Source organism: Vibrio sp. RC586 (assembly GCF_000176715.1).
GTDB lineage: Bacteria > Pseudomonadota > Gammaproteobacteria > Enterobacterales > Vibrionaceae > Vibrio.
Map to the genome: position 1 here is coordinate 145735 of NZ_ADBD01000007.1, position 25586 is coordinate 171320.

At 47.9% G+C, this 25586-nt stretch carries 20 protein-coding genes and 2 pseudogenes; 9 read left to right on the forward strand and 13 right to left on the reverse strand.

Features of this window, described 5'->3' with window-relative positions; genetic code table 11:
- The first annotated feature begins 115 nt into the window (after nucleotides 1–115).
- From VOA_RS13340 to VOA_RS13325, 4 genes and pseudogenes are all read left to right on the forward strand, one after another.
- Nucleotides 116–1249 carry an efflux RND transporter periplasmic adaptor subunit gene (locus VOA_RS13340; protein ID WP_001129591.1) on the forward strand — a complete coding sequence of 378 codons (1134 nt, stop codon included), beginning with the start codon at nucleotides 116–118 and terminating at the stop codon, nucleotides 1247–1249.
- Nucleotides 1242–2000, forward strand: a pseudogene (locus tag VOA_RS13335) (TolC family protein); the annotation flags it as partial. The gene VOA_RS13340 and the pseudogene VOA_RS13335, both read left to right, overlap by 8 nt.
- Nucleotides 1985–2473: pseudogene (locus tag VOA_RS13330) on the forward strand (ABC transporter permease); the annotation flags it as partial. The pseudogenes VOA_RS13335 and VOA_RS13330, both read left to right, overlap by 16 nt.
- Complete coding sequence (locus VOA_RS13325) at nucleotides 2473–3174, forward strand: ABC transporter ATP-binding protein (protein ID WP_000839109.1); 702 nt, start codon at nucleotides 2473–2475, stop codon at nucleotides 3172–3174. The pseudogene VOA_RS13330 and the gene VOA_RS13325, both read left to right, overlap by 1 nt.
- 73 nt (nucleotides 3175–3247) lie before the next feature.
- On the opposite strand, the gene VOA_RS13320 is transcribed toward VOA_RS13325, so the two are convergent.
- Nucleotides 3248–4240 (reverse strand): cytochrome d ubiquinol oxidase subunit II, encoded by a 993-nt coding sequence (locus VOA_RS13320; protein WP_000984098.1) that lies wholly within the window; start codon nucleotides 4238–4240, stop codon nucleotides 3248–3250.
- Nucleotides 4237–5574 carry a cytochrome ubiquinol oxidase subunit I gene (locus VOA_RS13315; RefSeq protein ID WP_000887582.1) on the reverse strand — a complete coding sequence of 446 codons (1338 nt, stop codon included), beginning with the start codon at nucleotides 5572–5574 and terminating at the stop codon, nucleotides 4237–4239. Before VOA_RS13315 ends, VOA_RS13320 begins: the two co-directional genes overlap by 4 nt.
- Nucleotides 5575–6096: 522 nt before the next feature.
- Here VOA_RS13315 and VOA_RS13310 point away from each other — a divergent pair.
- Nucleotides 6097–6477 (forward strand): hypothetical protein, encoded by a 381-nt coding sequence (locus VOA_RS13310; RefSeq protein WP_000431621.1) that lies wholly within the window; start codon nucleotides 6097–6099, stop codon nucleotides 6475–6477.
- Between the two features lie 15 nt (nucleotides 6478–6492).
- A complete protein-coding gene (locus VOA_RS13305) occupies nucleotides 6493–7878 on the forward strand; it encodes a class II fumarate hydratase (RefSeq protein WP_000196499.1) in 1386 nt (461 codons plus the stop codon).
- A gap of 116 nt (nucleotides 7879–7994) precedes the next feature.
- Here the strand turns inward: VOA_RS13305 and VOA_RS13300 are convergent, their stop codons facing one another.
- The 7 genes from VOA_RS13300 to VOA_RS13270 all read right to left on the reverse strand — a co-directional run bounded on the left by VOA_RS13300 (nucleotide 7995) and on the right by VOA_RS13270 (nucleotide 13031).
- Nucleotides 7995–8345, reverse strand: coding sequence for a DMT family protein (locus tag VOA_RS13300; RefSeq protein WP_001068360.1), 351 nt, complete (start codon nucleotides 8343–8345; stop codon nucleotides 7995–7997).
- A gap of 77 nt (nucleotides 8346–8422) precedes the next feature.
- Nucleotides 8423–8881, reverse strand: a complete 459-nt coding sequence (locus VOA_RS13295) for a DUF2127 domain-containing protein (protein WP_000072368.1) — start codon at nucleotides 8879–8881, stop codon at nucleotides 8423–8425.
- 2 nt (nucleotides 8882–8883) lie between these two features.
- Entirely contained in the window at nucleotides 8884–9228 is a 345-nt protein-coding gene (gene yqfB, locus VOA_RS13290; protein ID WP_000115900.1) for a N(4)-acetylcytidine aminohydrolase, read from the reverse strand.
- 155 nt (nucleotides 9229–9383) lie between these two features.
- Complete coding sequence (gene almG / locus VOA_RS13285) at nucleotides 9384–10205, reverse strand: glycine--lipid A transferase AlmG (RefSeq protein ID WP_001884831.1); 822 nt, start codon at nucleotides 10203–10205, stop codon at nucleotides 9384–9386.
- A 1-nt stretch (nucleotide 10206) separates the two neighbouring features.
- Nucleotides 10207–10443, reverse strand: a complete 237-nt coding sequence (almF, locus tag VOA_RS13280; RefSeq protein ID WP_000806242.1) for a lipid A modification system glycine carrier protein AlmF — start codon at nucleotides 10441–10443, stop codon at nucleotides 10207–10209.
- Complete coding sequence (gene almE, locus VOA_RS13275) at nucleotides 10427–12022, reverse strand: lipid A modification system glycine--protein ligase AlmE (RefSeq protein ID WP_001252096.1); 1596 nt, start codon at nucleotides 12020–12022, stop codon at nucleotides 10427–10429. Before almE ends, almF begins: the two co-directional genes overlap by 17 nt.
- Before the next feature lie 136 nt (nucleotides 12023–12158).
- Nucleotides 12159–13031 carry a LysR family transcriptional regulator gene (locus tag VOA_RS13270; RefSeq protein WP_001216246.1) on the reverse strand — a complete coding sequence of 291 codons (873 nt, stop codon included), beginning with the start codon at nucleotides 13029–13031 and terminating at the stop codon, nucleotides 12159–12161.
- Between the two features lie 118 nt (nucleotides 13032–13149).
- On the opposite strand from VOA_RS13270, the gene VOA_RS13265 reads away from it, so the two are divergent.
- Nucleotides 13150–14700, forward strand: a complete 1551-nt coding sequence (locus VOA_RS13265; RefSeq protein ID WP_001292961.1) for an NADH-quinone oxidoreductase subunit L — start codon at nucleotides 13150–13152, stop codon at nucleotides 14698–14700.
- Nucleotides 14697–17213 (forward strand): YbcC family protein, encoded by a 2517-nt coding sequence (locus VOA_RS13260; RefSeq protein WP_000993491.1) that lies wholly within the window; start codon nucleotides 14697–14699, stop codon nucleotides 17211–17213. The genes VOA_RS13265 and VOA_RS13260 overlap by 4 nt, the downstream gene beginning before the upstream one ends.
- A gap of 44 nt (nucleotides 17214–17257) precedes the next feature.
- Here VOA_RS13260 and sodC read toward each other — a convergent pair whose 3' ends face one another.
- The 3 genes from sodC to VOA_RS13250 all read right to left on the reverse strand — a co-directional run bounded on the left by sodC (nucleotide 17258) and on the right by VOA_RS13250 (nucleotide 19954).
- Nucleotides 17258–17773, reverse strand: coding sequence for a superoxide dismutase family protein (gene sodC, locus VOA_RS13255; protein ID WP_001071439.1), 516 nt, complete (start codon nucleotides 17771–17773; stop codon nucleotides 17258–17260).
- Between the two features lie 39 nt (nucleotides 17774–17812).
- On the reverse strand, nucleotides 17813–18349 hold the full coding sequence (locus tag VOA_RS0117425; RefSeq protein ID WP_032468162.1) for an ankyrin repeat domain-containing protein: 537 nt from the start codon (nucleotides 18347–18349) through the stop codon (nucleotides 17813–17815).
- Between the two features lie 93 nt (nucleotides 18350–18442).
- Nucleotides 18443–19954 carry a catalase gene (locus VOA_RS13250; RefSeq protein ID WP_000551122.1) on the reverse strand — a complete coding sequence of 504 codons (1512 nt, stop codon included), beginning with the start codon at nucleotides 19952–19954 and terminating at the stop codon, nucleotides 18443–18445.
- A gap of 446 nt (nucleotides 19955–20400) precedes the next feature.
- Between VOA_RS13250 and VOA_RS13245 the strand changes: the two genes are divergently transcribed.
- The gene (locus VOA_RS13245; protein WP_000543909.1) at nucleotides 20401–20841 is read left to right on the forward strand and encodes a YkgB family protein; all 441 of its coding nucleotides are present in this window, start codon (nucleotides 20401–20403) and stop codon (nucleotides 20839–20841) included.
- Nucleotides 20842–20934: 93 nt separating this feature from the next.
- Here the strand turns inward: VOA_RS13245 and VOA_RS13240 are convergent, their stop codons facing one another.
- A complete protein-coding gene (locus VOA_RS13240; RefSeq protein ID WP_009355801.1) occupies nucleotides 20935–25509 on the reverse strand; it encodes an SslE/AcfD family lipoprotein zinc metalloprotease in 4575 nt (1524 codons plus the stop codon).
- Nucleotides 25510–25586: the final 77 nt, after the last annotated feature.

Consider the following 25586-nt stretch of genomic DNA (forward strand, 5'->3'; position numbering starts at 1 on the left):
CAGGGCTTTTTATTTTTCCCTTCGCATGTTAAAAAACAACGTTTTTTTGAACTTTCCTTATCATCCTTAGTCTGAATCCCGTCTCTAATTGATTGATGAAATAAATGAGTTTTTTATGGCAAAACGTTGGACACTTCTTGCAACCTTAGTAGGTGTTGGCTTGGCAGGCGGTTATTACACTCTCGCTTATCCCCCTGAGTCTTCATCCCCATTACCGACCCTCAACGTCAGCCGGGGAACAATAGAGAAACAGGCGGTCGCGGTTGGTCAAATCATGCCTTCACATTCGGTGGCAATTAAATCGCAAATCAACGGTATTGTCGGTGAAATTTATGTGCGTGAAGGGCAACATGTTGAGCAAGGACAACCCTTGATTAAGGTTCGTCCGAATCCAACACCACAGGCGTTGACCGATGCCTCCACAGAACTGATGCAAAGTGAAGCGAATCTTGAATCAGACTTACAACGCTTAGCCAACCTTGAGCGCTTAGTGAAACAGCAAATCATTCCTGCCAATTATGATGATTACGTCCGCGCGAAAGCCGACGTCAAAGCTAAGCAAGCCGAAGTGCAGCAAAAACGCCAAAACCTAGAGTTGATCCGCAGCGGTGAAGCTTCGATTGGGCAAGCCAAGCTCTCCTCTACTCTATATGCCCCGATCAGTGGCACGATTTTAAATATCAAAGTCGAGGTCGGAGAGCCGATCATCTCTACCGAGTCGAGCCAAGCGGCAACAGAAATGATCCAGTTAGCGGATATGAAAAATATCGTGTTTAAAGGCAGTGTCAGTGAACATGATGCTGCGCAGTTGAATGCCGGCATGCCCGCCAGTATTACCGTTGCCCCCTACCCTGAGCAGGTGATCAATGGTCAGTTGACCAAAGTCGCGATTCAATCGGAGCGCTTAAATAATCCGGAAAACAAAGATGGAAAAAGTTTTGATAACGGATTTCAAGTCGAAATCGGACAATTAGACATCCCTGAAAACATGACATTACGTTCTGGATTCTCTGCCAGCGCAAAAATCACCTTACAACGTGCTGCGGATGTTATTACCCTTCCGGAGCGCGCATTACAGTTTGAGGGCGAAACCCCCATGGTGCTGATTGCGGATGGCTCTGCACAAGGCTATACCGCTCATCCGGTCAAGCTTGGACTTTCTGACGGCGTGCAGGTTGAAATCTTAGAAGGCGTAGCCGAGAAAGACAGCATAGTGGATAACAGCATGCTGGGAGGCCAGCATGAATAAGGGCTTTCTCTCCGCGTGTGTACTGACTAGCCTGATGGCATCTTCTTCTGCTTTAGCGCTCTCCATCGAGCAAGCGTGGCAGCAAGCCAAACAACAGTCACCCGATGCACACATTGCCGAACTCTCGGTGCAGCTCAGCGTGCAAGATAAGTATCTCGCCAAAAGCGATCTCCTTCCTTCACTCTCAGGCAGTGCCGGAATGAACTGGTCAGAAAGCCAAAATGGATCGAGCAGTTATGGTGCCACCATTGAGCAAACCTTGTGGGATAGCCGAAAGTGGAGTGCATTGGATAAAGCCGATGCGGATTGGGTGTTGGCCCAACTTGAACGTAACCAAGCTTATAACCAGCTCGCTCATCAGTTACTCAGCGCTTATTTTGCCTTAGCGGAAGCGCAAAGTAATTTGACTCTTGCCCAGCAAAAACAAGCGGATGGCGCACAATTATTAGCCATCGCTGAACAGCGTTATCTAGCGGGTAAAATAAAATCTGTGGAGTTGGAAGAGCTACGCGTCAACCAACTTGATGAAGAGTCAACCATTCTCAATGCGAAGGCGGAACTCGAAACCAAACGCAGCCAACTCTCAATACTGATCAATGCCTCAGCCCCGCAAGTGGATGAAGTGGATACCCACACGCCAACACCGAGTTGGCCATTCAGTGCTGAGCTGGATGACTGGCTTACCGCCGCCAAAGATCACAGCCCTGAGCTCTTGATTGCTATCCAAAAAGTGGCGATCAGCAAATTGTCATGGTGCAAGACCACTTTTTGAGCCAGAAAAGTATGCAGCAGTTTCTGCTGAGACTACAAAGCTTCCTTGGCATTATTGGGTTTATCACTTTGGCCGTGGCAAGTTTAGGCATTACCAATGTGATGTTTGCTACCGTGAAGCGGGCCACACGCGACATTGGCGTACGCATGGCCGTAGGCGCTACCCCCAATACCATTCGCTGCCACTATTTGGCTCAATCTTTGATCACCATGGGATTGGGAGGAATTGCCGGCTTAGGTGTGACATTTGCGATGGTTCGCCTACTCGCCGCCATTCCTTTACAGGGCAATCCGATTTATGACCACTTAGGCCAACCGCCGGTTCCTGAGCTGTCGCTTAGCGTCATTGTGATAGTGATTGTCACCCTAACCGTGATGGGCATTGTTGCTGCTTGGTTACCCGCCAATCACGCAGCAAAAGTGACACCGTTACAAGCATTACAGAGTGAATAATGAAGTCTTTATCTCCTGCTCCTTTGGTGGAGCTACAGCAAATTTGTAAACATTACACCAGTGGGCAAAACGTGGTTAAAGCGCTTAATGGCGTCGACTTAACCATTCGTCACGGTGAATTCTTGGCAATTCTCGGACCTTCGGGATCGGGTAAATCAACCCTGATGAACGTACTGGGCTGTTTGGATAAACCTACCGCGGGCCGCTATCAATTGGACGGACATCCGGTCGATAGCCTAAGCACTCAACAACTGGCTGCGATCCGCAATCAAAAGATTGGTTTTGTGTTCCAAAGCTTCAACCTATTGGAATACGCCAGTGCTCTGGATAATGTCGCCCTTCCTTTGGTGTATGCGGGAGTAAAAGCCAAAGATCGCCGTCGACGCGCCACAGAACTCTTGACTCGAGTTGGCCTTGCGGATCGCTTAGATCACAAACCCAATCAGTTGTCAGGCGGACAAAAACAGCGCGTTGCGATTGCGCGCGCGCTGATCAATCAGCCGCAAATTTTGCTGGCAGATGAGCCAACTGGCGCATTGGACTCAAAATCCGGTGCCGAAATTGAAGCGCTGTTCAATGAACTGCACCGCGAAGGTCGCACCATTATCGTCATCACTCATGATAATGAGCTAGCCAAACGTACTAAGCGAATTGTGACCATTCGGGATGGGCAAGTCGTCTGTGATGAGCCCACTGCTTAACTACCACCTAATGGTGCGGATAAAACAAACGGCGCGTGATGCGCCGTTTGTTTGGATTCTAGTGTAGTAAAGGTCACAGATAGCTTAGATCGGTCGCTTTGCCTTTGAAAATCCGATACACAAAAAAGGTGTACAGCAGAATGGTTGGCATGACGATCACCACACCAATCCCCACCACCATCAAGGTTTCAGGTGATGACGCAGCCTGCTGCGCAGTCATGATTCCGGGGACGATCTCAGGAAAGAAGCTGTACGCGAGCCCGAGGAAACTCAATCCAAAAATCAGCACCACACCAAAGAAAGGCCATTGCACACCCGCATCATTTACCGTCGGTACGCGTTTGAGATAGCGATCCACCACTAAAATCGTGGCAAAAACGATAATAGGGATCGGCGCAAGCAGGATCACCTCAGGAAAACTAAACCAACGTTCTGCGACTGCAGAATTCACCCATGGATTGACCAAACTGACCGACAGCACCCCTAACGCCGCCAGCCACCCCGCTTTACGCGACCAACGCGCGGCACGCACTTGCAGATCCCCTTCGGTTTTGAGCACCAACCAAGCGCCACCAATATACACATAGGCGGCGGCCACACAGAGCGCACTCAGCACCGCAAAAGCATAAGCTTCAGGCGCAGATTCAAACCCGACGACATAGCGGCCAATCATATAGCCTTGGGTAAGCGCGGCCAGCAGAGAGCCGATTTTAAAGCACAAATCCCAATGATCTTTGTGGTCGGCTTTGGCTTTTGCCCGAAAATCAAACGCGACTCCACGCATGATAAGCGCAATCAGCATCAACGCGGTCGGTAGATAAAGCTCAGTAAATATCAGGCTATGTGCCGTAGGAAAGGCAATCAGCAAGATACCGACCGCCAACACTAACCAAGTTTCATTGGCATCCCAAAATGGGCCAATCGAGGCGATCATTCGATCGCGCTGCGCCACATCATTACGCGGCAGTAAAATGCCCACGCCCAAGTCGTAACCATCCAACACCGCGTACATAAACACGGTGAAACCCAACAACAACAAATAAATTTCTGGCAAATACTGCATCATAACGCGGCCTTTGTAGAGCTTGGTGAAACTTGCGGTGCGTGTCCGGTTTTACGCGCAAGGTAAAACAGGGTGTGAACATAAGCGACCAACAACACAACATAAGTGATGAGATAAAGCGTCAGCGAGATCCCAACCGAGCTACTGGCTACGGGGGTCACGGCTTCAGCGGTACGCAATACGCCACTCACCAGCCAAGGCTGGCGACCAATTTCCGTGACATACCAGCCCGCAATCGTGGCGACCCAACCCGAAAAGGTCATGCCGATTAAGGCATACATATAGGGTTTGGGTAGCGGTTTGTTACGCCATACACGCCAAGCGCCAAACCAACTGACCAATAGCATCAGCACACCCACTCCCACCATGACGCGAAAACCAAAAAACAGCGGTGCGACGGGGGGATGATCTGGCGCGAAGGCATCAAGTCCAACAATTTCCCCGTTCATATCATGGGTTAAAATCAAGCTGGCCAAATTCGGAATACCAAGAGCAAAATCATTGCTGCGAGTCTCTTCATTTGGCAGAGCAAACAGCAGTAGCGGTACGCCACGCTCGGTCTGCCATACACCCTCCATCGCCGCAATTTTCGCGGGTTGATGTTCTAAGGTGTTGAGGCCGTGTAAATCCCCCACCAAGATCTGCACAGGAATCGCTAACGCGGCCACACTCACGGCCACTTTTAAGCCCATTTTGGCGGCTTGATGCTTAGCATTACGCAACACTTGATAAGCACTGATCCCGGCAATCAAAAAACTTGCCGTCAATGCCGATGCCAGCAAAGTATGCGCTAAGCGATATGGCATCGAGGGGTTAAAAATCACCTCCTTCCAACTGGTGACATGCACCACGCCATCAATCACTTCATAACCAGCTGGAGTGTGCATCCAACTGTTGAGCACCAGAATCCAAAACGCAGATAAACTGGTGCCCACAGCCACCAGCACAGTCGATAAGGTATGCAACCATTCCGGTACACGCCCTCGGCCAAACAGCATCACACCAAGAAACGTCGCTTCCATAAAGAAGGCGGTCATCACTTCATAGCCAAGTAAGGGACCTGCCACATTGCCCACCCGCTCCATAAAGCCCGGCCAGTTAGTGCCAAATTGAAAACTCATGGTAATGCCCGACACCACCCCAAGAGCAAAAGTCAGCGCAAACACTTTTACCCAGAAATAGTAGAGATCGAGCCATTCACTGACTTGTGTTCGTAAATAACGCCATTTGAAAAACACCAATATCCAGCCCAACGCAATGGTGATGGTGGGAAACAGTATATGAAAGCTGATATTGGCAGCGAATTGGATCCGCGACAGCATGAGGGTATCTAACATCTCTTTTCCTCAAAAAATGAAACAAACCAGTGGTGGGGTTAACACTAACCACCATCTTTAGTGACTCATACGTCATTGGCACTGGATTGGTTTAGTCCGCGCAGCGCAAATTGCCCGTGCCAGACAAATTTGATTTGTATCAATTTTGATGAGGGAAACCGAGAGAAAAGGTGTATCTAAACTCAGAGAAATAATGACAAAACATTACCTGATAAGGATAAGAAATAACGCCTTAAGTGAGCGATCAAACCATCAACGCCATAGTCCAAGGATTTTTATACACCCAAACTACTTGGAGTTGCAGGTAGGCGGCAAGTGAGTTCATCCCCATGAGCATAGATACACTATGTGATTGGGGTGAACGAACGTAGCCAACACTGCTGCAGCTTCAAGTAGGAAGGGGATACACGATTCGCCATTCCTGTTCGGGTTGGACTGCTTTTTTCGTCCATAAACGCAAAAGTCGGTTGCAATCATCAGCAATGTGATAATAATTATCATTTAAATGAAGAAGGGGGGGATATGGAAAACAGAACGTGGTTATACAACGCCTTTTTTAAGGCGCAGGATCGATTTCTAGCGTATGAGGTGGAGAGCGGTTTTGAACCCGAAGTGATCTATGATTACATTCATTGCGCGCGTTTACTCGCCTCACACCATTACCAAGGAGCAAAAGAGCAAAACTTCCTGCTGTGTGAACTGTTTCTACGCCAAATCTACTTCCATTTTTTAGATGCCATTCAAGACCCTACACGTAGCCGCATTTTCCGCCGCGTCTGCCTTGATTCCATCTATATCCTCTTGATGGAGCTCAACAAATGTTATCAACAAGTGGATGACGGTGAACTGCGTTTACGCCAACTCAAACAACAATTACAACGAATTCAAGCCCCGCTTGATTAACCAAAAGGATCTGTTATGACTCGCGAATACCGAATTGAAAAAGACAGCATGGGTGAAGTCAAAGTCCCTGCTGATGCGCTTTATCAAGCACAAACTCAACGTGCCGTAGATAACTTTACGTTAAGCCGCTACACCATGCCTAGCGCGTTTATTGCTGCCCTCGCCTACATTAAACAAGCGGCGGCGATGACCAATGCGCAGTTAGGCCATTTAGAAGGGGACATCGCCCAAGCGATTGCCAATGCTTCGCAAGCGGTGATTGATGGTCAGTATGCCGAACAGTTCCCGATTGATGTTTTCCAGACAGGTTCAGGCACCAGTTCCAATATGAACGCCAATGAGGTGATTGCCACCCTCGCCTCGCGTGAGTTGGGCTATGCGGTGAGTCCAAACGATCATGTCAACATGGGACAAAGCAGTAATGATGTGATCCCCACAGCAATCCAAGTCAGTGCGGCCATCAATATTGAGCAACAACTACTCCCCGCATTGGTGCATTTGAGCCAAACTCTCGCGGATAAACAGTCAGAGTTGGCTGATGTGGTCAAAACTGGCCGCACCCATTTGATGGATGCAATGCCCGTGACTTTCGCACAAGAACTGGGTGGATGGAAAAGCCAAATAGACCACGCAGCACAAGGCATCAGCCATGCGCTTTCCCCCATCAAAGCCTTGGCGCAAGGCGGCACAGCGGTCGGCACAGGCATTAATGCGGATCCGCGCTTCGCGCGTATTTTTGCCGATAACCTCAGTCAATTGAGTCATGTTGCTTTTCAGCCCTGCGACAATTTTTTCTATAACCTAAGCAGTCAAGACTGCGTAGTCGGCCTTTCTGGTCAGTTGAAAACCGCCGCGGTCGCGCTGATGAAAATCGCTAACGATTTGCGCTGGATGAACTCTGGCCCCTTGGCGGGGTTAGGGGAAATTGAGCTGCAAGGCTTACAACCGGGCTCCTCGATCATGCCGGGAAAAGTTAACCCTGTGATCCCGGAAGCCGTGACTATGGTCGCTGCGCAAGTGATTGGCAATGACACTACGATTACCGTGGCTGGCCAATCCGGTAATTTCCAGCTTAATGTGATGCTGCCTGTGATCGCGCACAACCTACTGGAATCAATAGAATTATTGACCAATGCCTGCCATGCGCTCGCCGATAAAGCCATCGCAACCTTTAAAGTTCGTCATGACAATCTGGAAAAAGCCTTGGCCAAAAACCCGATTCTCGTCACCGCCTTGAACCCTGTCATTGGTTATCTCAAAGCGGCTGATATTGCCAAAAAAGCCTACCAGCAAGGCCGCGCGATTTTGGATGTCGCTGCGGAAGAGACGGACCTTGATCGCGCCGCGCTTGAATCGCTGCTTGACCCGAAAAAGCTCACACAAGGCGGGATTGCCCATTAAACCTTAGTCATAAAACCTTAGCTATAAAAGAATGCGCCCCTCATTGGAGGGGCGAATTCTAGATATCATTACGGTTTTTATGCCGCTAAACGATCGATAAGGAGCCTAGATCAAGGTTAAGCAAACTTGCTGCGAAAGGCGAAATAGACCGCCCCAACCAGACAAAGCCCAGCCCACAAATAATCGAGCTTTAATGGTTCACGCAGATAAAAGACTGAGAAAGGCACAAACACCATTAAGGTGATCACTTCTTGCAAAATTTTAAGTTGCCCAACATTTAGCGCGGTATAACCAATTCGATTGGCGGGTACTTGCAGTAAGTATTCAAACAGCGCAATGCCCCAGCTCACCAACGCCGCAATAATCCACGGTTTGTTATTCAGCTCTTTAAGATGCGCGTACCAAGCAAAAGTCATAAACACATTGCTGCAAATCAGCAGACCGACACTGACCACAATCGGATTCATTTTTACTCTGTCCTCTTTGGATAACCGTCCCAAACTACGGCGCCGCTAGTCTATAGGAGCGCCATGCCGTTTGCATCTTACCTTTGCGGCACTTTACTGCGGATAATCCGATACATATAAAGCACAATAACTAGGTTAATCAGCAGAGCCGCCATACTGAATACACCAGGATGGGTAAACAACTCATACACTTCAAATGGCAGATAGATGGCTCCGCTGAGCAGTGCAAACCACTCCGTCCATAATAAGTTGTGCCAAAGACCATAAGCTTCAATCAAACGGATCGCACCATACACTAGCGCACCTGCGGCCACCCAGTTCAAATTGAAATGGGTGAGAAGCCCCGCTTGATGCAGTAATTTCTCTGGCCAATAACTGGCAGGATTAAGGTGCAAGTGCTGTAACAGATCTAGCAACAACTGCTGTAGGCTATCGCCAGCAACATGGTGCAGCCCTAACCCCAACAGTAGCGACACAATCCCTTTGGTCGACTCTAAAATCGCGACCGCTTTTAAGCCTTGGTGTGTATTCGACATGCTTATTTCACCATGATTCTTGCGCTCGATGACTTCGCTAGTTGATAAGTAATGACATACAGCTCATCGATATTGGGGTAAATCTCTTGGATCAACGCCTTGAGTTTGGGTAATTCTATCGCTTCTTGCTCAGCGTGAAACTCGTTGATCTCATCAAACTTGAGCGGTTCAACCGCCAGAATATCTATCTCACACACTTTACGCTGGGTTTCTAAAGTGAACACTTCAACGCGAGTGCCGGGCACGTAATGGCTCTCCGATTTATCACGGATGGTGATGGTCTTCTGGCCAGAGGCCACCAAGGGGGTCAAAAATTCAAAAAAGGTAATTTGAGTTGGGACGGACATATTAAGAGCCTCGATAAATCGCGTATCAGGGGGGCTTTATGAAGCATTCCCCTAATGAGGTCAAGGGATTATCGAGGCTGTTTGTGTGATGAATCAGCGAATCGCGCGTGGCGCTCAATCATCCACATCAACTTCTTAGATACACCGAATTGCTTTTACTTAAAACGCCGATAAAGCCAGATCCACTGCTCGGGATGTGCGGTGATCGCTTGCTGCATCATGTCGGCTAACTGCTGCGCATCCTGCGCAATATTGCGACTTAAGTCATCGGTTTGGTGCAAGGCAAAGCGCGAGAAATGCAGTCTCTGCGTCATCCCCTCACTGAGCGCATAATGAAAATAGATCGGGCATGCGAGTTTATGCGCAAGGAAAAAAGGCGTTGCCGACAATTGTGTGGCTTGCCCAAACCAACGAACAGGCACACCTTCAGTGCGCATATCCATATGTAACACCACCCATTCACCTTGTTTGATCCGCTGTGCTAACTCCAACATCAAGTTTTGCTTGCGTAGCAGATAGGGAACTCCGGCTAATTTCGCAGCTTGGGAGATCATGGCATTTTCATCTGGACGATCGCCTGAACTACCCGCACCAAAAATGGTGACGGCTTTTTTACCTTGCTGGTTAAGCCACCAAGTCACCCCATCGTAAACGCCCATATGAGGACAAACGATAATACCGCCGCCTTGGTTATCTAGGATCTCTTGAACCAATTCAGGTTGTTCAACTTGATATTGGTAACGCTTAAGATGGCAAAACCCGAGTAAATTCTTCAATGATAAGCGAGTAGATTGCTCAACAATGGCCTGCTTTTTTACGTCACTCAAATCAGGTAACGCGTAATTAAGTTGTGTTAAAGCCGCTGCCATTTTTTTCCGACTTATCGGCTTGGCCACGAGGCGGCATAAACCATTTTTTATCGACAGTGGTAAATAAAATAAGCCTGAGGTTAACGCTTTTAACCAAAAAATACGCACGTTATTCCCCTACTTCACTCACTAACCAATCAATGACTTCATTGACTGACGATTCCATGGTTAATGGCATATCAAATAGATTAATTTGTGCCGAAAACTGGCTTTCTACTTTGGCGACAATATCGATGAAAGAGAAGGAATCAAACTCATCGAAAAATTTATTGGTGAGTATCGATGAAATACCCTCAATACTGGTTTGTAATCGCTCAATAAGGATATTTTCAATGGCTTGTTTCATATGTCTGACTCGCTAATTGTTGTTGTAAAGCTTTAATATCGGTTTTGCCATTGGCATTTCTTGGTAATTGTTCAATGGCATACCAACGCTTAGGCACAAAAGTCGGATTTAATTGTTGTTTGCATTGGCTCAACCACAGATCTGGTTGCCATTGGGTATGGGTATCCACAAACGCTACCGTGCCGCTGGCATAGCCCGACTCACTTAAAGGCCAAGGTACAATCGCCACGCTGTGCGCTTGAGTCACGCGGCGAACAACGGTTTCAATCTCTTCTAATTCCACCCGTTGTCCGGCAATTTTCACTTGGTGATCGCGACGCCCAAGATGAATCAACACTCCATTTGATTTAGTGACAATGTCACCTGAACGATACCAAATACGCCCTTCGTGTTGGAAAAAGGCACTTTGCGTATTCAGCGGATCATTCAGATAACCATTGACTAATTGTTTGCCCGACAGAAGTAATTCTCCGCGATACCCCTTGGGTGCAGATTCAAAGCGCATCAACTCACCTTGTTCGTTGATGATGGCTAAACACTCCTCTTCAAAAGCACGGCCAATCGGCACCGATGCCATACCTGAATGGGCGACAAATCGATGATAGGTAATGGCAATCGTGCACTCTGTTGGACCATAGAGATTGATCACCGGCTGCTGGGTAGCCTGTTGCCATTGTTCGGCTAAATCATGCAGCAAGGCTTGTCCGCAGAAAAAACTCAGTCGCAGAGAAGGTAAACTGTGTGGCGTTAAGGTTTGTCTTTGTAGGGCCAACTCAATAACAGTAGGCACAGAAAGCCATACCGTTAATTGATGGTGACGAATAAATTCCGCTGGACTTAATTTCGCTAATTCAGGCACAACATATAAACAAGCACCAGAGATCAAACTGTAAAAAATATCATGTACCGAAAGATCAAAAGTCAAATCAGAATATTGTCCCACTCGATCTTGCGCATTGAGTGGAAATAGTTTGTTAATTTGGCTGATATAGCTATGCAAATTACTGTAACTGACCGCAATACGTTTGGGCTTACCAGTCGAACCTGAGGTTTGCATGATATAAGCGTACTCATGTTCATTATCTAAATGGTATTTCGCTACCAGTAATTCCACATCTTGTTCGGTTATCTGCACTGTGTGAAAAGTGTGCTGAGGATATTGCTGACGTAACAGTTCCATATCCACATCAGGCAGCGCATAAATGTGTAATCGATCTATGCAAGTCTCAAGTAAGGAGGACAAACGACTCAATTGCTGCGCGTCTACCATGATGGAATCACATTGTGTCGCGATCAGCGTCTCTTGGGTCTGTTCTGTTGTTGCTCGCGCATTGAGCGGAATATAAGTCATACCGCCCAAATAGCTCGCCCAAATCGCAGAATAAGCCGCGAGATCGCGTACCGAAAGGATCGCAACTCGCTGCACGCCCTGTAAATGCCAATAGTCACTCAATGAGAGTGCCATATCGGTCATCTCTTGATAGGTGTAGGTTTTCTGTTTCACCCATAATGCAGGGGCATGTCGGTTAGCCTGAATGGCCGCCAAAATAGAGTGTCTTGTCTCGCAGTACATCGCCATTTTATTGATAAATTAGTCACGAACCACACCATACCCCTTTCTCTGTAAGAAATCTATCGCAGAATTGTATGGCATTGTCAGCTACCGAGCCCACCCACCTTTCTATGGCGCAAAGGTATACAACCTATAGTTGCAACTAGTTGTCGAGCAACCGATTGACAATAGACATATCAAAATGGCGTTTTGTAGTGATCGCGTAGAAGCTTTCGGTCACCGCGTCCAGTGTTCCGTAATTGCACAGCCGTCCTGTTTCAATTTCATCTTGTACCACGACCTCGGGCACCACAGTGACGCCTTCCACATCGCGCGCCAATAAACGCAACATCGCCATATCATCGACTTCCGCGTAGGGCGTTACCGCTAACCCTAACTGTTCACAATACAGATCAAATTGCAGCCGAATTTCACTGCTTGCCCCCGGCACCAAGGTTTTCACTTTAGGTAAATCCTGTGGAAATTGATAACGGCGCAAAGTGTCACTCGGCGGTCCGACAAGGCAGACACTTTGCTGTGCAATGCGCTTACAACGCCAAGGCTGCGTTGAGTCACTCGGTACCGGACGATTGGAAAGGATCAGGTCGAGCTTATGCATTTGTAACTGACCTAGAAGATCTTCCAAGGTAGAGGAAGACAAGATAAGCCGCACATCCGATTTACCGAGCACAGGGCGTAAAAAGTTTTCCTGAAAGTTTCGCGATAAGGTCGCCACCGAGCCAATCCTTAATTGCTGTACTCGTTGTAATTCACCGCTCTCCATGATCGAAAGCAGCTCGCCGCTCAAGTTAAATATGCTTTCGGCATATTCCAGAACCAAATGCCCAACTTCGGTGAGCTGCAAACTGCGTCCTTGGCGCACAAACAGATCATGCCCCAATTGACCTTCTAACTGACGAATTTGTGAAGAAAGCGCCGATTGTGACACATTGAGTTGCTGCGCAGCACGAGTGAGATGCCCCTCTTTAGCCACAGTCCAGAAGTAATGTAAATGGTGAAAATTCAGATGTCGCATCGCTTTGTTCTCTTTTATAGAACGTTTTGTTAATAACAATATATTTTACTTACTCATTCCTTCGCAACCACAATAGCGCCACCGATAACATCTTATTTTTCAATCAGGAGGCCGACCCATGTCGGAACTGTCACCCCAGTGGCTCCTTGTTAGTTTGTATCTTGGTGGCCTTGTCTTGAGCTTATGGTTACCTCAACAGCAGTGGCGTATCGCCAAGTTCGCCACTCTCGCTGGCTTCATCGCCATGCTTGGAAATACCCTTTTTGCGATAGGGCAAGCGAGCATCAACCTAGTCCCTGTCGATGGATTAGGCGTCGTGATGGCGCTACTCGTCTCGCTCCTAGGCTGGGTGATAACCCGCTTCGCCCATCGTTATCTGCAAGGCGAAGCGCAGCAAGCGCGTTTTGTCACCGCCACGCTGTTTACCCTAAGCTGCGTAGCCTTGTTGGTCACCAGTCAGCATCTGCTTGTGATCGTGCTGGCGTGGAGCGGAACCAGCGTTGGCCTACATCGTCTCCTGACCTTTTACCCAGAGCGCAAAGCCGCACGCGTGGTGGCACACAAAAAATTCTTAGTCAGCCGTTTTGCCGAAATCTGTTTGTTGTTAGCGCTCGGTTTGATCTATCTCGATGTCGGTAGCTTGTCGCTACAAGAGATTCACTTCGCGTTAAACGCGCAGGATTCGCTGCCACTTAGCTTAACTGGGGCTGCGTTGTTGCTCGCCTTCGCTGCTATCTTAAAAACCGCTCAGTTACCTCTGCACGGCTGGCTGATTCAGGTGATGGAAGCGCCAACGCCAGTCTCGGCATTATTGCATGCGGGTGTAGTTAACATGGGGGGATTCGTTCTGCTGCGCGTCGCAGAACTGATTGGGCTTGCTCCTTCGGCGCAATGGTTGCTGGTGATCGTCGGTAGCCTCACTGCGGTGCTCGCTGGTATGGTCATGCTGACTCGGATCAGCATTAAAGTTCGTTTAGCTTGGTCAACGTGCGCGCAAATGGGCTTTATGCTGATGGAAATCGGCTTAGGCTTATATGAGCTCGCCCTGCTCCATTTGGTGGCGCATTCACTTTATAAAGCTTATGCCTTCCTAAGTTCTGGCGAAGCGGTGGAGCGAGCACGTCTGCATGATTTTCAAGCCCCACAAAGTGTCAATGGTAAAGCCGTGGGGGCCTTGCTCGCGGTAGGGCTCAGCGCAGCGCTTATCCTGATACTGCACCATTTATGGCAATCCTTAACACCCAATTTGCATCTACCCAATGCGGTGGTCGCGATTCTCGCCTTAGGTTTTGCTCCGCTACTTTGGCAAAGTGGACGTTTTACACCAAGTGGCTTGAGCCTCGGTGTGCTGCGGGTTGCCCTACTCACCCAACTCTATTTCGTATGGCATCTGCTGTTTGCGGGTTTAGCACCCGAGCTGCGCCCCGCTAGCCCACTCGCGCTGAGCTTTGTGATGTTCTGTTTTATCACTTTGTATCTGATGCAAGTGCTGCTCTGCCTCTATCCTAAAAGCCGTTTATCACTGTGGCTCTATCCTTGGGTTTACCATGGTTTTTATCTTGATGAGACTTTTACGCGCCTGACCTTCAAATATTGGCCCGTGCAATTAACTCTGCCTACCACTCTTTCATCAACTCAAGCGCAACCGACGACAGGAGAACGCGTATGAATGCGCCACGTTCACTCTCAGCTTTAAGCACCACCGCTAACCCAGCATTATCGACACTTGTCGAACAAGTCTGCGCCTTGATTGCTCCTAACTGGCCGCTGGATCGCATGATTGCGGTGAGCCCTTATTGGAAACGGATTGATAAGCCCTTTGCACAAGCCGCCGCCGAGCTCAAGCAATTGGCCGCCTCCCCTATGACCATGACGCTCAGTGATTACCACCTTCGTTGGCAAAACCAGCAAATCCAATCAGCGGATTTGCAACAAGCCATCGCTGAACAAAACAGTGACCTTAGCGAATCCACCTTGATTGCCGCTTTACAACAGCCAACAGCGCCGAGTCATCCTTGGCCATTGTTGTGCGACACCGTCGATAGCCGGCGTGATCTTGAGCATCATCCCGCATGGAATGAGGCCATCACCCATCAAATTTCGCAATTTTGCGCCGCCTATTTTGACCATCATCAAGCCGATTGGAGCCCAGATCAGCAAACCGGACTCTTTGCCACTTGGCGTGAGGCGATGATCCACGATCGCAGCATCACGCTGCTGCTCAACGAGACAAGCGTAAAACAAAAAGCCACCAAGCTTCCCGAGGATGCTATGGCCGCCATTGAGCAAACTCTAGCGCAACTCGCTATTGCCCCTGTGCAGCAAGAAACGTATTTACAAGCCGTGTTAATGCGCATCAGTGGCTGGGCATCCTGGTGTGCTTATCTCGCATGGCAGGCAGGGTTTGAGGGTCGGCACGATGAGCACCTGCGCGATCTGTTGGCGATTCGTCTCTGCTGGGAGAACTTACTTGATGATGGTGAGCGCGGTATGGGCTCTGTGTGGTTACAGTGGCAGCAATCTTGGGCACCGCGCCAATCGTGCGAGGAGGATCGCCCACTACGCATTGCGCTACTGTGGCAACGCAGTGCGGAAATCGCCTATCAGCGCCAGCTCTTTGCTGAGCTGACATTAGTACAAGAGTCGGCTCACCAATCAAGTTATCCCGAGGTGCAAGCGGCTTTTTGTATCGATGTGCGTTCAGAAGTCATTCGCCGCCATTTAGAAGCGCAATCACCCCATATTCAAACCCTTGGCTTCGCAGGCTTTTTTGGCTTACCGATCCGCTATCAGTTACTGGGGACCGAAGCAAGCCGCCCACAGTTACCGGGCTTATTAGCGCCGAGCTTGACCGTCTCTGACAGCACAGGGGATGAAGATCAAGACGCGAAATTGGCCTTGCGTCGCCGTGCTCGACTCAAGCGACACTTTAGCTGGCGCGCGTTTCATCACCTCCCCGCCTCCACGTTTACTCTGGTGGAAACCACGGGGTTGGCTTATTTAACCAAGCTCCTTAAACGCACCTTATCCTACCCTGTATCGAGCGCATCGGTGGAGCGTTTCGCCTTTACGGAACATGAGTGGCAGAGTGTCAAACCGCAATTCACGCGCGATCCACAAACGTTAGCGCAGCGTGCTCAAATGGCAGCCAACATTCTAAGAGCGTTGGGGATCGCCACCGAGCAAGCACGCTTGGTGCTACTCGTAGGGCACGGCTCACAGACGCAAAATAATCCGCAGCGTGCAGGGCTGGATTGTGGGGCCTGCTGCGGTCAAAGCGGCGAAGTCAACGCTCGCACGTTAGCAGCATTGCTAAATGATCAGGCGGTGCGCCAAGCGTTGCCTGAATATGGAATTTCGCTGCGCGATGACGTCCACTTTATCGCGGCGCTACACAACACCACGACAGAAGCGATAACGCTTTTTGATCGCCATGAGATCCCAACAAGCCATCGCGAAGCACTAGAACAACTTGATCAGCAGCTCACGGCCGCCAGCCATGGCGCACGTCAAGAACGCGCGCCAAGTCTTGAATTGAATCACAACCACCAAGCGCCTCCAAGCAAGGACAACGCCCTATCTGCCCCGCAATTGGAGCAAGCGTTTCTGCGTCGAGCCCATGATTGGGCGCAAACTCGCCCTGAGTGGGGGCTAACCAACAACGCCGCTTTTATCATTGCACCGCGGCAACGTTCAAAGCTGGCGAAACTCGATGGTCGAGTGTTTTTGCATGAATACCAACCGGAGCGCGATCCCGAAGGGCAATTACTGACACAAATTATGACGGCCCCAATGCTGGTCACACACTGGATTAACATGCAGTATTTTGCCTCCACCGTCGATAATCGCCGCTTCGGCAGTGGCAATAAAACCTTGCATAATGTGGTGGGAGGAAATATCGGTCTTTTTGAAGGCAACGGAGGCGATCTGCGCTGTGGCTTAGCCCTGCAATCGCTGCATGATGGCCAAGGGTGGCGACATGAAGCCTTACGCCTCACTGTGGTGATTGATGCGCCGCGCGAACGGATTGAGCAAGTGATGGCTTCACACCGCGTAGTTGAACATTTGGTTAAGCATGAATGGCTCTATCTGGCCCGTTTTGCTGATCAAGGGATTGAGATGTATCGCCAAGGCACTTGGCAACGCATCACTCAGCCCAGCTCAGATTCCAGTGCGAGATAAGATATTGTTGGCCATCTAGGATGGCCAACAATATTTAAAGCGTTTTATAAACCAATCACACCACACACGATGCGCGCACCACCGCCACCCAAAGGCATTGGATGGTCGGAATGGTTATCCCCGCCCGCGTGGACCATCAAAGCTTTACCTTTTACCTCTGCCATTTTGAAGCGGGATGCCAAAACGGGTTGATTTGCTTGGCCTTGCGCATCCACGTACAAAGCTGGGAGATCGCCCAAGTGATTGTCGTTGGTCCACGGATAGCCGTGTTTTCCCGTGTTTTGCGGATCATAATGCCCACCCGCAGCGCCACCTAATACGGTTTTGCCATCTTTGGACGAGGTTTCACATGAGCCATTCGCGTGTACATGAAAACCGTGCAAACCGGATGGCAAGCCAGTTAACTGCGGAGTAAAGACCGTACCATACTCGCTATCAGTTAAGGTAACGGTGCCCAAGGATTGGCCAGAGCTCAAATCCGTCATCACTACGGTCATTTCTTGCGCCAAAACCGAAGAAGAGAAAAACGCGGCGACCGCAAACAAAGTAAATTGATTCATGATGGATATCCTTATTGAGGGTTTGAGAGTAAGACACAGTTAGTTGAGAGGTCGTGATTGAGTGGAAGACGACACAGCCAATTTTTCTTGATGCAGCGCTTTTAACGTCTCAGATTGACCGTACAACTCAGCAAATTCTTGCACCGAGAGTCCCGCTTTATTGCGAAGGTCATCCGCACACTCTGCTTGGTATAAAGCTCTCGCGATTTGGATTTCCCGCTTCAGTAGAGCTCCCATTAAAGCCGTATTACCACGTTTATCTTGCAAACAAGCATTCGCTCCAAAGCGTAGTAAAAGTTCCACGGTTTGTGCGTTGCCTTGGTAGGCGGCAACCATTAATGCGGTATAGCTCTCTGCATTTCGTTGATTAATCGGAAATCCAGCGGAGAGAAATTCATTCACAACTTCGTCATTCCCTGTCCTTGCTGCTGCGAAAAAGAGTGAGATCAGAGACTGGTACTCTTGGCTTGTATCTGACCGTGCAGTACCAGACGGCTCCGAAGCCGCTACACTCAATCTAAAAGGGAATAGTACTAATAAGCCGATTAAAACGAGCGGCCATAGCCATTTCATCATTCCTCTCCTTTGCCATAGTGAATGCCCCACAAGAGCCCTATTTTCTGGGCAGAAAAGAGCGGATTTATCTCTTGCGGGGCAAATTTTTATCGGTTACATCGCGGCCAGTTTTGCCACCTGTTTCAAGTCGGTATTGGTCGCACGGGCTAAGCGAGTACCGTAATCCTTATCCGCTCGGTAGAAATGGCTGACCATAGTAGCTTTGATCTCTTTGTCAGTGACTTTGTTTAAGTCACCCGCCAAGTTGGTGATAAGGTCTTGTTTGTCCTGCTCATTTAAGCTGCGATAGAGCACACCTGCTTGATAAAAGTTACGCGGATTGCTGATCGCTTTTTGCTGAACACTTCCAACCAACTGCGTTTGTACCGCTTTAAATTGAGGGTCCTCTTTCAATTCAAGCTTACGACTGGGTTGGTAGTTAATGTCTGAAGCCGTTTGTGCACTGTTACTCGCGCCCTCTTGGTTATGGCTGTTCACCTCAACCAACGGGCGGTTAATTGGCAGTTGGAACAAATTGGCACCTAAGCGATAAAGCTGTGTATCGGCATACGCAAATAAACGCCCCTGCAACAGACGGTCTTCCGATGGCTCAATACCAGGAATTAGGTTTGATGGCGCAAATGCCGACTGTTCGGTTTCCAAAAAGAAGTTGTCAGGTACTTTGTTCAAGGTCATCGTACCGACTTTCTTCTCCGGCACATCCAACCATACCTTGGTGGCATCTAAGCCGTTGTAATCCAGTTTGCTCAGTTGTTCTGGTGTCAACACCTGTACATAAAGATCCCATTTGGGGTGATTACCCGCGTTAATTTGTGTGTAGAGATCATTCGTTAAATGGTTAAAGTCCTGTCCTTGAACTGTGACGACCTCATCAGGGCGCAAACTTTCAATTCCTTGCAGGCTTTTCCAATGGAATTTCACGTAGTTCACATCGCCTTTTTGATTGATCCATTTATAAGCATGAACGCCAAAACCATCCATGGTTCGATAGCTTGCCGGTGTACCTAAGTTGGTATACACCCAAGTCAACATATGTGTAGACCCTGGCTCATGACTGAAAAAATCAAAAAAGCGATTCGGATCCTGCATATTGGTGACGGGTGATGGTTTCAGCGAGTGAACCATATCCGGAAACTTGATCGAATCACGAATGAAGAACACAGGCAGGTTGTTCCCTACCAAATCCCAGTTGCCTTGTTCGGTATAAAATTTGGTCGCAAAACCTCGCGGATCGCGCAGCGTTTCTGGCGAACCTTTTGAGTGAATCACCGTTGAAAAACGCACAAATACCGGTGTGATTTTGCCTTTGCTGGTAAACGGCGCTGAGAGTGTCAGATCACTAAAATCACCGGATGCGACAAACTCACCATGTGCGCCAGTTCCTCTGGCATGCACTACCCGCTCAGGAATACGTTCTCTGGCAAAACGCTGCAATTTTTGGATCAGATGAACATCTTGCAGCAATACACTGCCATGCTCACCTGCCGTGATGGAGTTTTGGTTATCGCCAACTGGCGCACCGTTGTCTCGCGTAAGAGTTTGTGCCTGTACGGATACCGCCACAAAACCCATTGAAATAATTAAAAAGCTTTTTGACATATGCATGGTTGCTCTCCAATGCGACCTGCCATTCTGACCGACGTTGCGGAGAATGAAGAAATCAAAAGCTCTTTTCTGCCCAGCGAGAATATAAGGGTAAATAACCCTTTTCACTAAATGGGAAATAACGATGAATTTAATAGAGAAAATCGATTTAAACGAAAGTTTTAGATGACTTCTCATATTTTTACTTATCAACCGTCATTATTTTAAGCCAATATTTGTGATATTGGTTCACAGAATTATTTATTAGAGATGGTTAAATTAGCTCTCTATTCTCGGGCGTTTCTTAAGCATGCCGGCTGTTTTTTAAACTGGTTATAACTCATGTCCAAATACGATATAAAAGCGTGAATGAATTTTTCAACCTTTCAGGTCATCTCCTTTGAACCAGCAAATGTGAACTCATTTTTGCTCAATAATTCTTTGTATATCTGTTTAAAGGAGCTTTCATGCACGACTCGAAAACGCACAACCTAACAACTCAATACGGCTATCTTATCGGTGTGTTGGGGGTATCACTGATCTTGATTTGGTTGGGGATTTACAAATTTACCCCCACCGAAGCCAAATTAATCGAGCCTTTGGTACTTAACCACCCCTTGATGGGCTGGACTTACCAATTTATCTCCGTACAAGCGGTTTCTAACCTAATTGGTGCGACAGAAATAATAGTAGGGATTGGTTTATTGATTGGATTACGCTCTTCTAAAGTAGCTTATTACTCTGGCATTGCGAGCGTGGTGATTTTTATTAGCACTTTAAGTTTTCTGATCACAACGCCTGATACTTGGAAGGTATCGGATGGGATTTTGGTTCCAAACTTCTTTTTATTGAAAGATATTCTCTTTTTAGCGGTGGCGATTCACGTTATCGAGAAAAACAAAGGGTAACAATTAACCTCTAATTATTGTCCAATATCGTTTTAAACATCCCATAAAAAATAGAGCGTCTTTCGACGCTCTATTTTTATTGCCTAAACACCCCTACTGGCTGATCTGGTTAATTTTTAACGGATCTCGGTTCGGTTTAAGGTAGTTTTGTTCTTTAACACGATCCACCCCCGCACTTGTCACGCCACCTTCATAGTGTGGTTTTGGGTCGTTGGGATAGATAAACGCTTTGCTACCCGGATTCCACGTTTGGAAAAACTCGGTGAGATCGGTTTGCGCGGCATAGGAAGCACAAAGCATCAGTTGATCACTTTTACCCAACCCAGAAGGTTGGCATAAGTTCTCTCCTTTCAGTGTCATTACGCCATCGTCTGCATTACGGGTTAAACGGTGCATCAGTTTAAACAGGTTCCAACCTTTCACTCCATCTTCTTGGCTGTAGTAAGTCGGTAGTTCACCTGAATACCAGCGTTCAATTTGGAACTCCGTCTCAGCCCACTCTTTAAGTTGAGCGAACATCACCAAACGCTCACCCGCACCGCCCGCACCCCATGCATGGCCGCGCTCCATACTCACGAATTCAGGAGCAATACGAATGTCTTGTTCAACACGAGCCATCTTTCCTAAATGACAATCTTGCATGTAAAGCGCCAATAAGTTGTTGACTACCTCAGTAGCACCATCAACGTTGAATGGCGCTTCGGCCGCGTTATGCCCTACTTCATGCCACAATAACCAGCTATTCAGTGGTGCGGTATTTAAACTTTTGCTTGTGGCATTAAAACTGGCATTCATTACTGGATAGCCAGAGTGAGCAGCACCAATACTGATCGCCACATCGTTGACAAAATGATGGCGGTTATTGGGGTTACTCTCACTGGTGGCTTTACGGTTATGCTGACCTTCTACACCTTCATCACGCGCATAGAAATCGTTGAGATCGAGAGCAAACCGATCCAAATCTTGAGCGAATTGAGCAATACCACCGGTATAACCAGAGGCATTCAAGTTTGCTTTCGGAGCGGTAAACACGAAACTGTTCGAGACAACTTCACCGATTGGTGCTGGGGAATCTAGCCCATTTTCCCACTTACCCTCTTTATACAATGGGGCATCAATCGTTCCAGTGAAAGTCAGACTTACCAGCTCGCTGTTTCCACCTTGGGCATAAATCAAACCGCCATAAGGCACGGTGAACGTTTTGCTCGTTGGGTTTCCGTTTTCACCACCAATCACAAAAGATTTGCTCATTCTTGGTGGGCGTTTTAAGCCAAGCTCATGCTTCTCACGCCCTGTAAGGTCATCAGCCAGTGCAATGGTGATTGTCACAGGAGAATCTTCTCCAGACACGGCCACACTGAACTCTTGCTGCGCGACAGCCCATTGACCCGTTGGCTGACGATTACCCGCAAACCATGCCGTGGTTTGGTTACGCATATCCAAGATTATTGTTCGGCCTTGAGAACCCTTGGCTTCTCCTGGAAAAGCACGCACATCCACTTTGATGTCTAAATCCCAGAATGAGCGCCCCAACATCAAACGAGTCAGAGGTTTTTCCATATAGTTTAATGGGTAACTCGGGTTCATTTGGCCAGCATACTCACCTTCACCATACACCATGCCCATTTGATTCAGTTCTAATTTCAAATCTGTTGGGCATTGGGTATTTCCGCCTGCCACATCATTGGTATAGCAGTTTAAGAACTCAGTGAAGCGCTGAAAGCCTAGTTCATCATCATGTCCTGCTTCATAACGATAATCGAGATCGTTCCACAGCCAAACCGTCATGTTTTGATAGATGCGGTTGAGATCGACACTGCTTAAGCGCTCACCCTGCTTACCTTTAGTGCGGAAATAGCGTTCATGTTGATACAAAGCTTCAATGTTAGTGCCTAGATTGGCGGCTTTGATCATCGCTTTGGCTTCTTCATCACCCAGTTTTAGCTCGGTATAAAATGGGACATGCATACCGCCTCCCGTCGGGATAGCATTACCAGGGCGGTATTCCAAACAGTTCACTTCGTAATGGTAGTGGCTATTACTGCATTCTTGATAAGCCAGTTTCCCATCTGAAGTGACGAAAGCATTGAGAATACGCTGCTTGGCAGCCGCTAAACTTGCTTCGTTGAGCACGGGCTTCCCGCTCTCGTTGTAGATAATCTGCCCTTGCTCATTTTTTTGCCAATGATCCGCTTCATAGATGAAAGCAACTTGCTTAACCAACGAACCTTCACTGTTTTTCTCTAGCCAACTGGCTACCTCTAGGTTGGGTTTATCATCCGGCTTACCTTCAATAATAAACGTCCACTCAACCGTGCCATCTTCTTTAATCGTGTATGGCAACATCGGGGCTGCACCATTCCCCCCTTCTATCGCGGCATAACGTTCAAGTACCCATATACCATGTTGACGTTGATTACGTACGCGATCTGGGTAACCACCACTCGGACCATTACCATTCGCTATCACACTTGATCCCATGCCAAAAGCAATGCCAGAACTATCGAGTAAGCGCGTCATCTCCCCCGCATTAGCTTGGTCGATGATGGTTTCCATCATCAGTACATTGCCGCCACGATTAACGTAGTCGATCAGATTCGTGACATCGTCTTGGCTCATTTTCGGCTCGTCAGTATCGGCACTCAACGGCAGATCATAACTTCCCATCCCTCTCAATCCACGATATTCATAACCATTGAGGATCACAACAGGCAGAGTTTCTGGATCTAGTCCTTCAAAACTCGTCAGCGTCTCTGTGCGCGCAGCAAATCGTGTATCCAAAATAAATGGCGCTGAGCTACCCATCACTTGTCCATAACGCTTGAAATAGACGTAAGGAATATTCGTACCAACCGTCAGTTCGGCCGAATTTTTTCCAGTCAGATAACGCAACACATTACTGAAAAAATTTCCCATATCATTGCTGTCAGAGCTTGCGATACATTCGCCTTGATGGTTTACGCCACCATTCCAACTAAAGCCATTCGGGCAAACTAAAACGCTGTTGTAACGCGAGTTACCGATTACCATCACTTTTCCTCGGCCAAGATCACCGACGCTAATAAAAGGCAAGTTAAACGTTGCGGTCTCGGCAGAAACTTTCTCAGGTTGAACCAGCGAAGGCGCTTCTGTAATGAAAGCTAAACCTTGATCATCCCATGCCTTCGGTTTACCAAAATCAATCCAGTAGTTGTTATCGTTTCGTGCCATCAAAACAGGGAAAGCCGTATTGGCGATGTTGACTGCCGCTTGTCCACGTGCATGACCGGTACTACCGTAAAAATTGGTACTGTCATGGAATACATGGAAGCGTTCCACTTTTTTCCATCCTTGTTTCTGCACTTCCTCTGTCGCGCCCCAGAGTTTTTGGATGTCCGCCAGAATTCGGCTCGCTTCTGGATCCACGGCCGATTTCGTCGCAAACGTTGACCACATTTGTGATGCACGACTGGGGTTTAAAGCTTGATCAATTTCTGCGGCGATCCCTTGGGAAAATTGCTTGTGGAACTCTCCTGGCACCGTTTGCTTTTCACCACCTCCGACATCCAGCTCGACATCTTCATTACTGAGCGACAATGATATGGATTCATTCACAACATTCGGGTATTGAGAAAAAACTTGGGTAACTTTATCCGAAAGTGAAACTATATCGCCGGAAATATTGGCATAACGCAACACTAAAGTTTCTGCATTCTTCCCTGCCCATTCAGAACCTAACTCATTCAATTTAAAGGTATTTTTATTGCCACGAATATGACCAAGCTCAAAGGTATCAATCGCAAAACTGATCGTATCTCCCCACGAAAATTCAAAGCTGCCGTCTCCCGTGGCTTGCCCATTTTTATTAATACCAGTCACACCTCGACTGTGGTTACTGAAATAAGCTATACCATTCACCGGACGACCCTGACTGTCCAATAATTGACCTTGACTTAAAATGATTTCTGTAGGCTTATAAACCAAATTCTCTTCAGCATTCGCTGAAACAAAACCGCTGTTTAAATCGTTTGATGCCCCCGGAGTGACCGCGGGTGGAATATCGGGAACATGGGTTGAAGGTTGTTTGTCCACTTGATTATCGTTGCTGATTTTTTCGGTAATCAGTTCACGAAACTCTTCAGCAGGCATATCTAAATTATTTCGAAGGTAATTTTGAAAAGTGAGTGAATCACGGGATGATTCGAAATTAAAATCAATATTTTTCCCTTGCAGATTACCCATGTTTTTGATCAAAGTTTGTAGGTTGGCTTGACGTAATACAGACTCTTTGTACTCATCGGCATTCGTCAGCGTAAGTAATTCCAATCCACTTGGTCGAGCTGCCATGCGTGAATTCGGAATATTGAAAGGAGAGCTAAAGGTGGCCAACGTTTGACCGTCCAATGTACACACCACATGGCCTTTTTGTTCCACCGAAAACTCCGAGGCTGGCTCACCATTACAGAGCACCGAATGACCGAACATGATGCTGCCATCGAGTGAAAGACGAGAAAGGATGATAGGGTCATCAACGCCAATATCTGGAAGTTCTCCACCTTCGGTTGTGGGACCACCACCACCTGGATTAGAGATGTCAGGTTTAAGGGAATCCGATGGATTAGAAATTGAATCATGGTTGCAACCCGCGATGGCCATTGCAACCATTATGGAAATTAATTTTATTTTCATATTTATCATTCTATTTTATTTTTATTGGCGAAAATGCCACGTAAAAATAGTCAAACTTTAAATATGTTCTGTCAATA

Bases quoted from the DNA above. Each gene is read 5' to 3' on its own strand.
- VOA_RS13305 (WP_000196499.1), top strand. From the start codon at position 6,493: ATGACTCGCGAATACCGAATTGAAAAAGACAGCATGGGTGAAGTCAAA.
- yqfB (WP_000115900.1), bottom strand. From the start codon at position 9,228: ATGTCCGTCCCAACTCAAATTACCTTTTTTGAATTTTTGACCCCCTTG.
- VOA_RS13315 (WP_000887582.1), bottom strand. From the start codon at position 5,574: ATGTTAGATACCCTCATGCTGTCGCGGATCCAATTCGCTGCCAATATC.
- almF (WP_000806242.1), bottom strand. From the start codon at position 10,443: ATGAAACAAGCCATTGAAAATATCCTTATTGAGCGATTACAAACCAGT.
- VOA_RS13265 (WP_001292961.1), top strand. From the start codon at position 13,150: ATGTCGGAACTGTCACCCCAGTGGCTCCTTGTTAGTTTGTATCTTGGT.
- VOA_RS13270 (WP_001216246.1), bottom strand. From the start codon at position 13,031: ATGCGACATCTGAATTTTCACCATTTACATTACTTCTGGACTGTGGCT.
- VOA_RS13240 (WP_009355801.1), bottom strand. From the start codon at position 25,509: ATGAAAATAAAATTAATTTCCATAATGGTTGCAATGGCCATCGCGGGT.
- VOA_RS13250 (WP_000551122.1), bottom strand. From the start codon at position 19,954: ATGCATATGTCAAAAAGCTTTTTAATTATTTCAATGGGTTTTGTGGCG.
- VOA_RS0117425 (WP_032468162.1), bottom strand. From the start codon at position 18,349: ATGATGAAATGGCTATGGCCGCTCGTTTTAATCGGCTTATTAGTACTA.
- almE (WP_001252096.1), bottom strand. From the start codon at position 12,022: ATGGCGATGTACTGCGAGACAAGACACTCTATTTTGGCGGCCATTCAG.
- VOA_RS13310 (WP_000431621.1), top strand. From the start codon at position 6,097: ATGGAAAACAGAACGTGGTTATACAACGCCTTTTTTAAGGCGCAGGAT.
- VOA_RS13300 (WP_001068360.1), bottom strand. From the start codon at position 8,345: ATGAATCCGATTGTGGTCAGTGTCGGTCTGCTGATTTGCAGCAATGTG.
- VOA_RS13340 (WP_001129591.1), top strand. From the start codon at position 116: ATGGCAAAACGTTGGACACTTCTTGCAACCTTAGTAGGTGTTGGCTTG.
- VOA_RS13325 (WP_000839109.1), top strand. From the start codon at position 2,473: ATGAAGTCTTTATCTCCTGCTCCTTTGGTGGAGCTACAGCAAATTTGT.
- VOA_RS13260 (WP_000993491.1), top strand. From the start codon at position 14,697: ATGAATGCGCCACGTTCACTCTCAGCTTTAAGCACCACCGCTAACCCA.
- VOA_RS13295 (WP_000072368.1), bottom strand. From the start codon at position 8,881: ATGTCGAATACACACCAAGGCTTAAAAGCGGTCGCGATTTTAGAGTCG.
- VOA_RS13320 (WP_000984098.1), bottom strand. From the start codon at position 4,240: ATGATGCAGTATTTGCCAGAAATTTATTTGTTGTTGTTGGGTTTCACC.
- VOA_RS13245 (WP_000543909.1), top strand. From the start codon at position 20,401: ATGCACGACTCGAAAACGCACAACCTAACAACTCAATACGGCTATCTT.
- sodC (WP_001071439.1), bottom strand. From the start codon at position 17,773: ATGAATCAATTTACTTTGTTTGCGGTCGCCGCGTTTTTCTCTTCTTCG.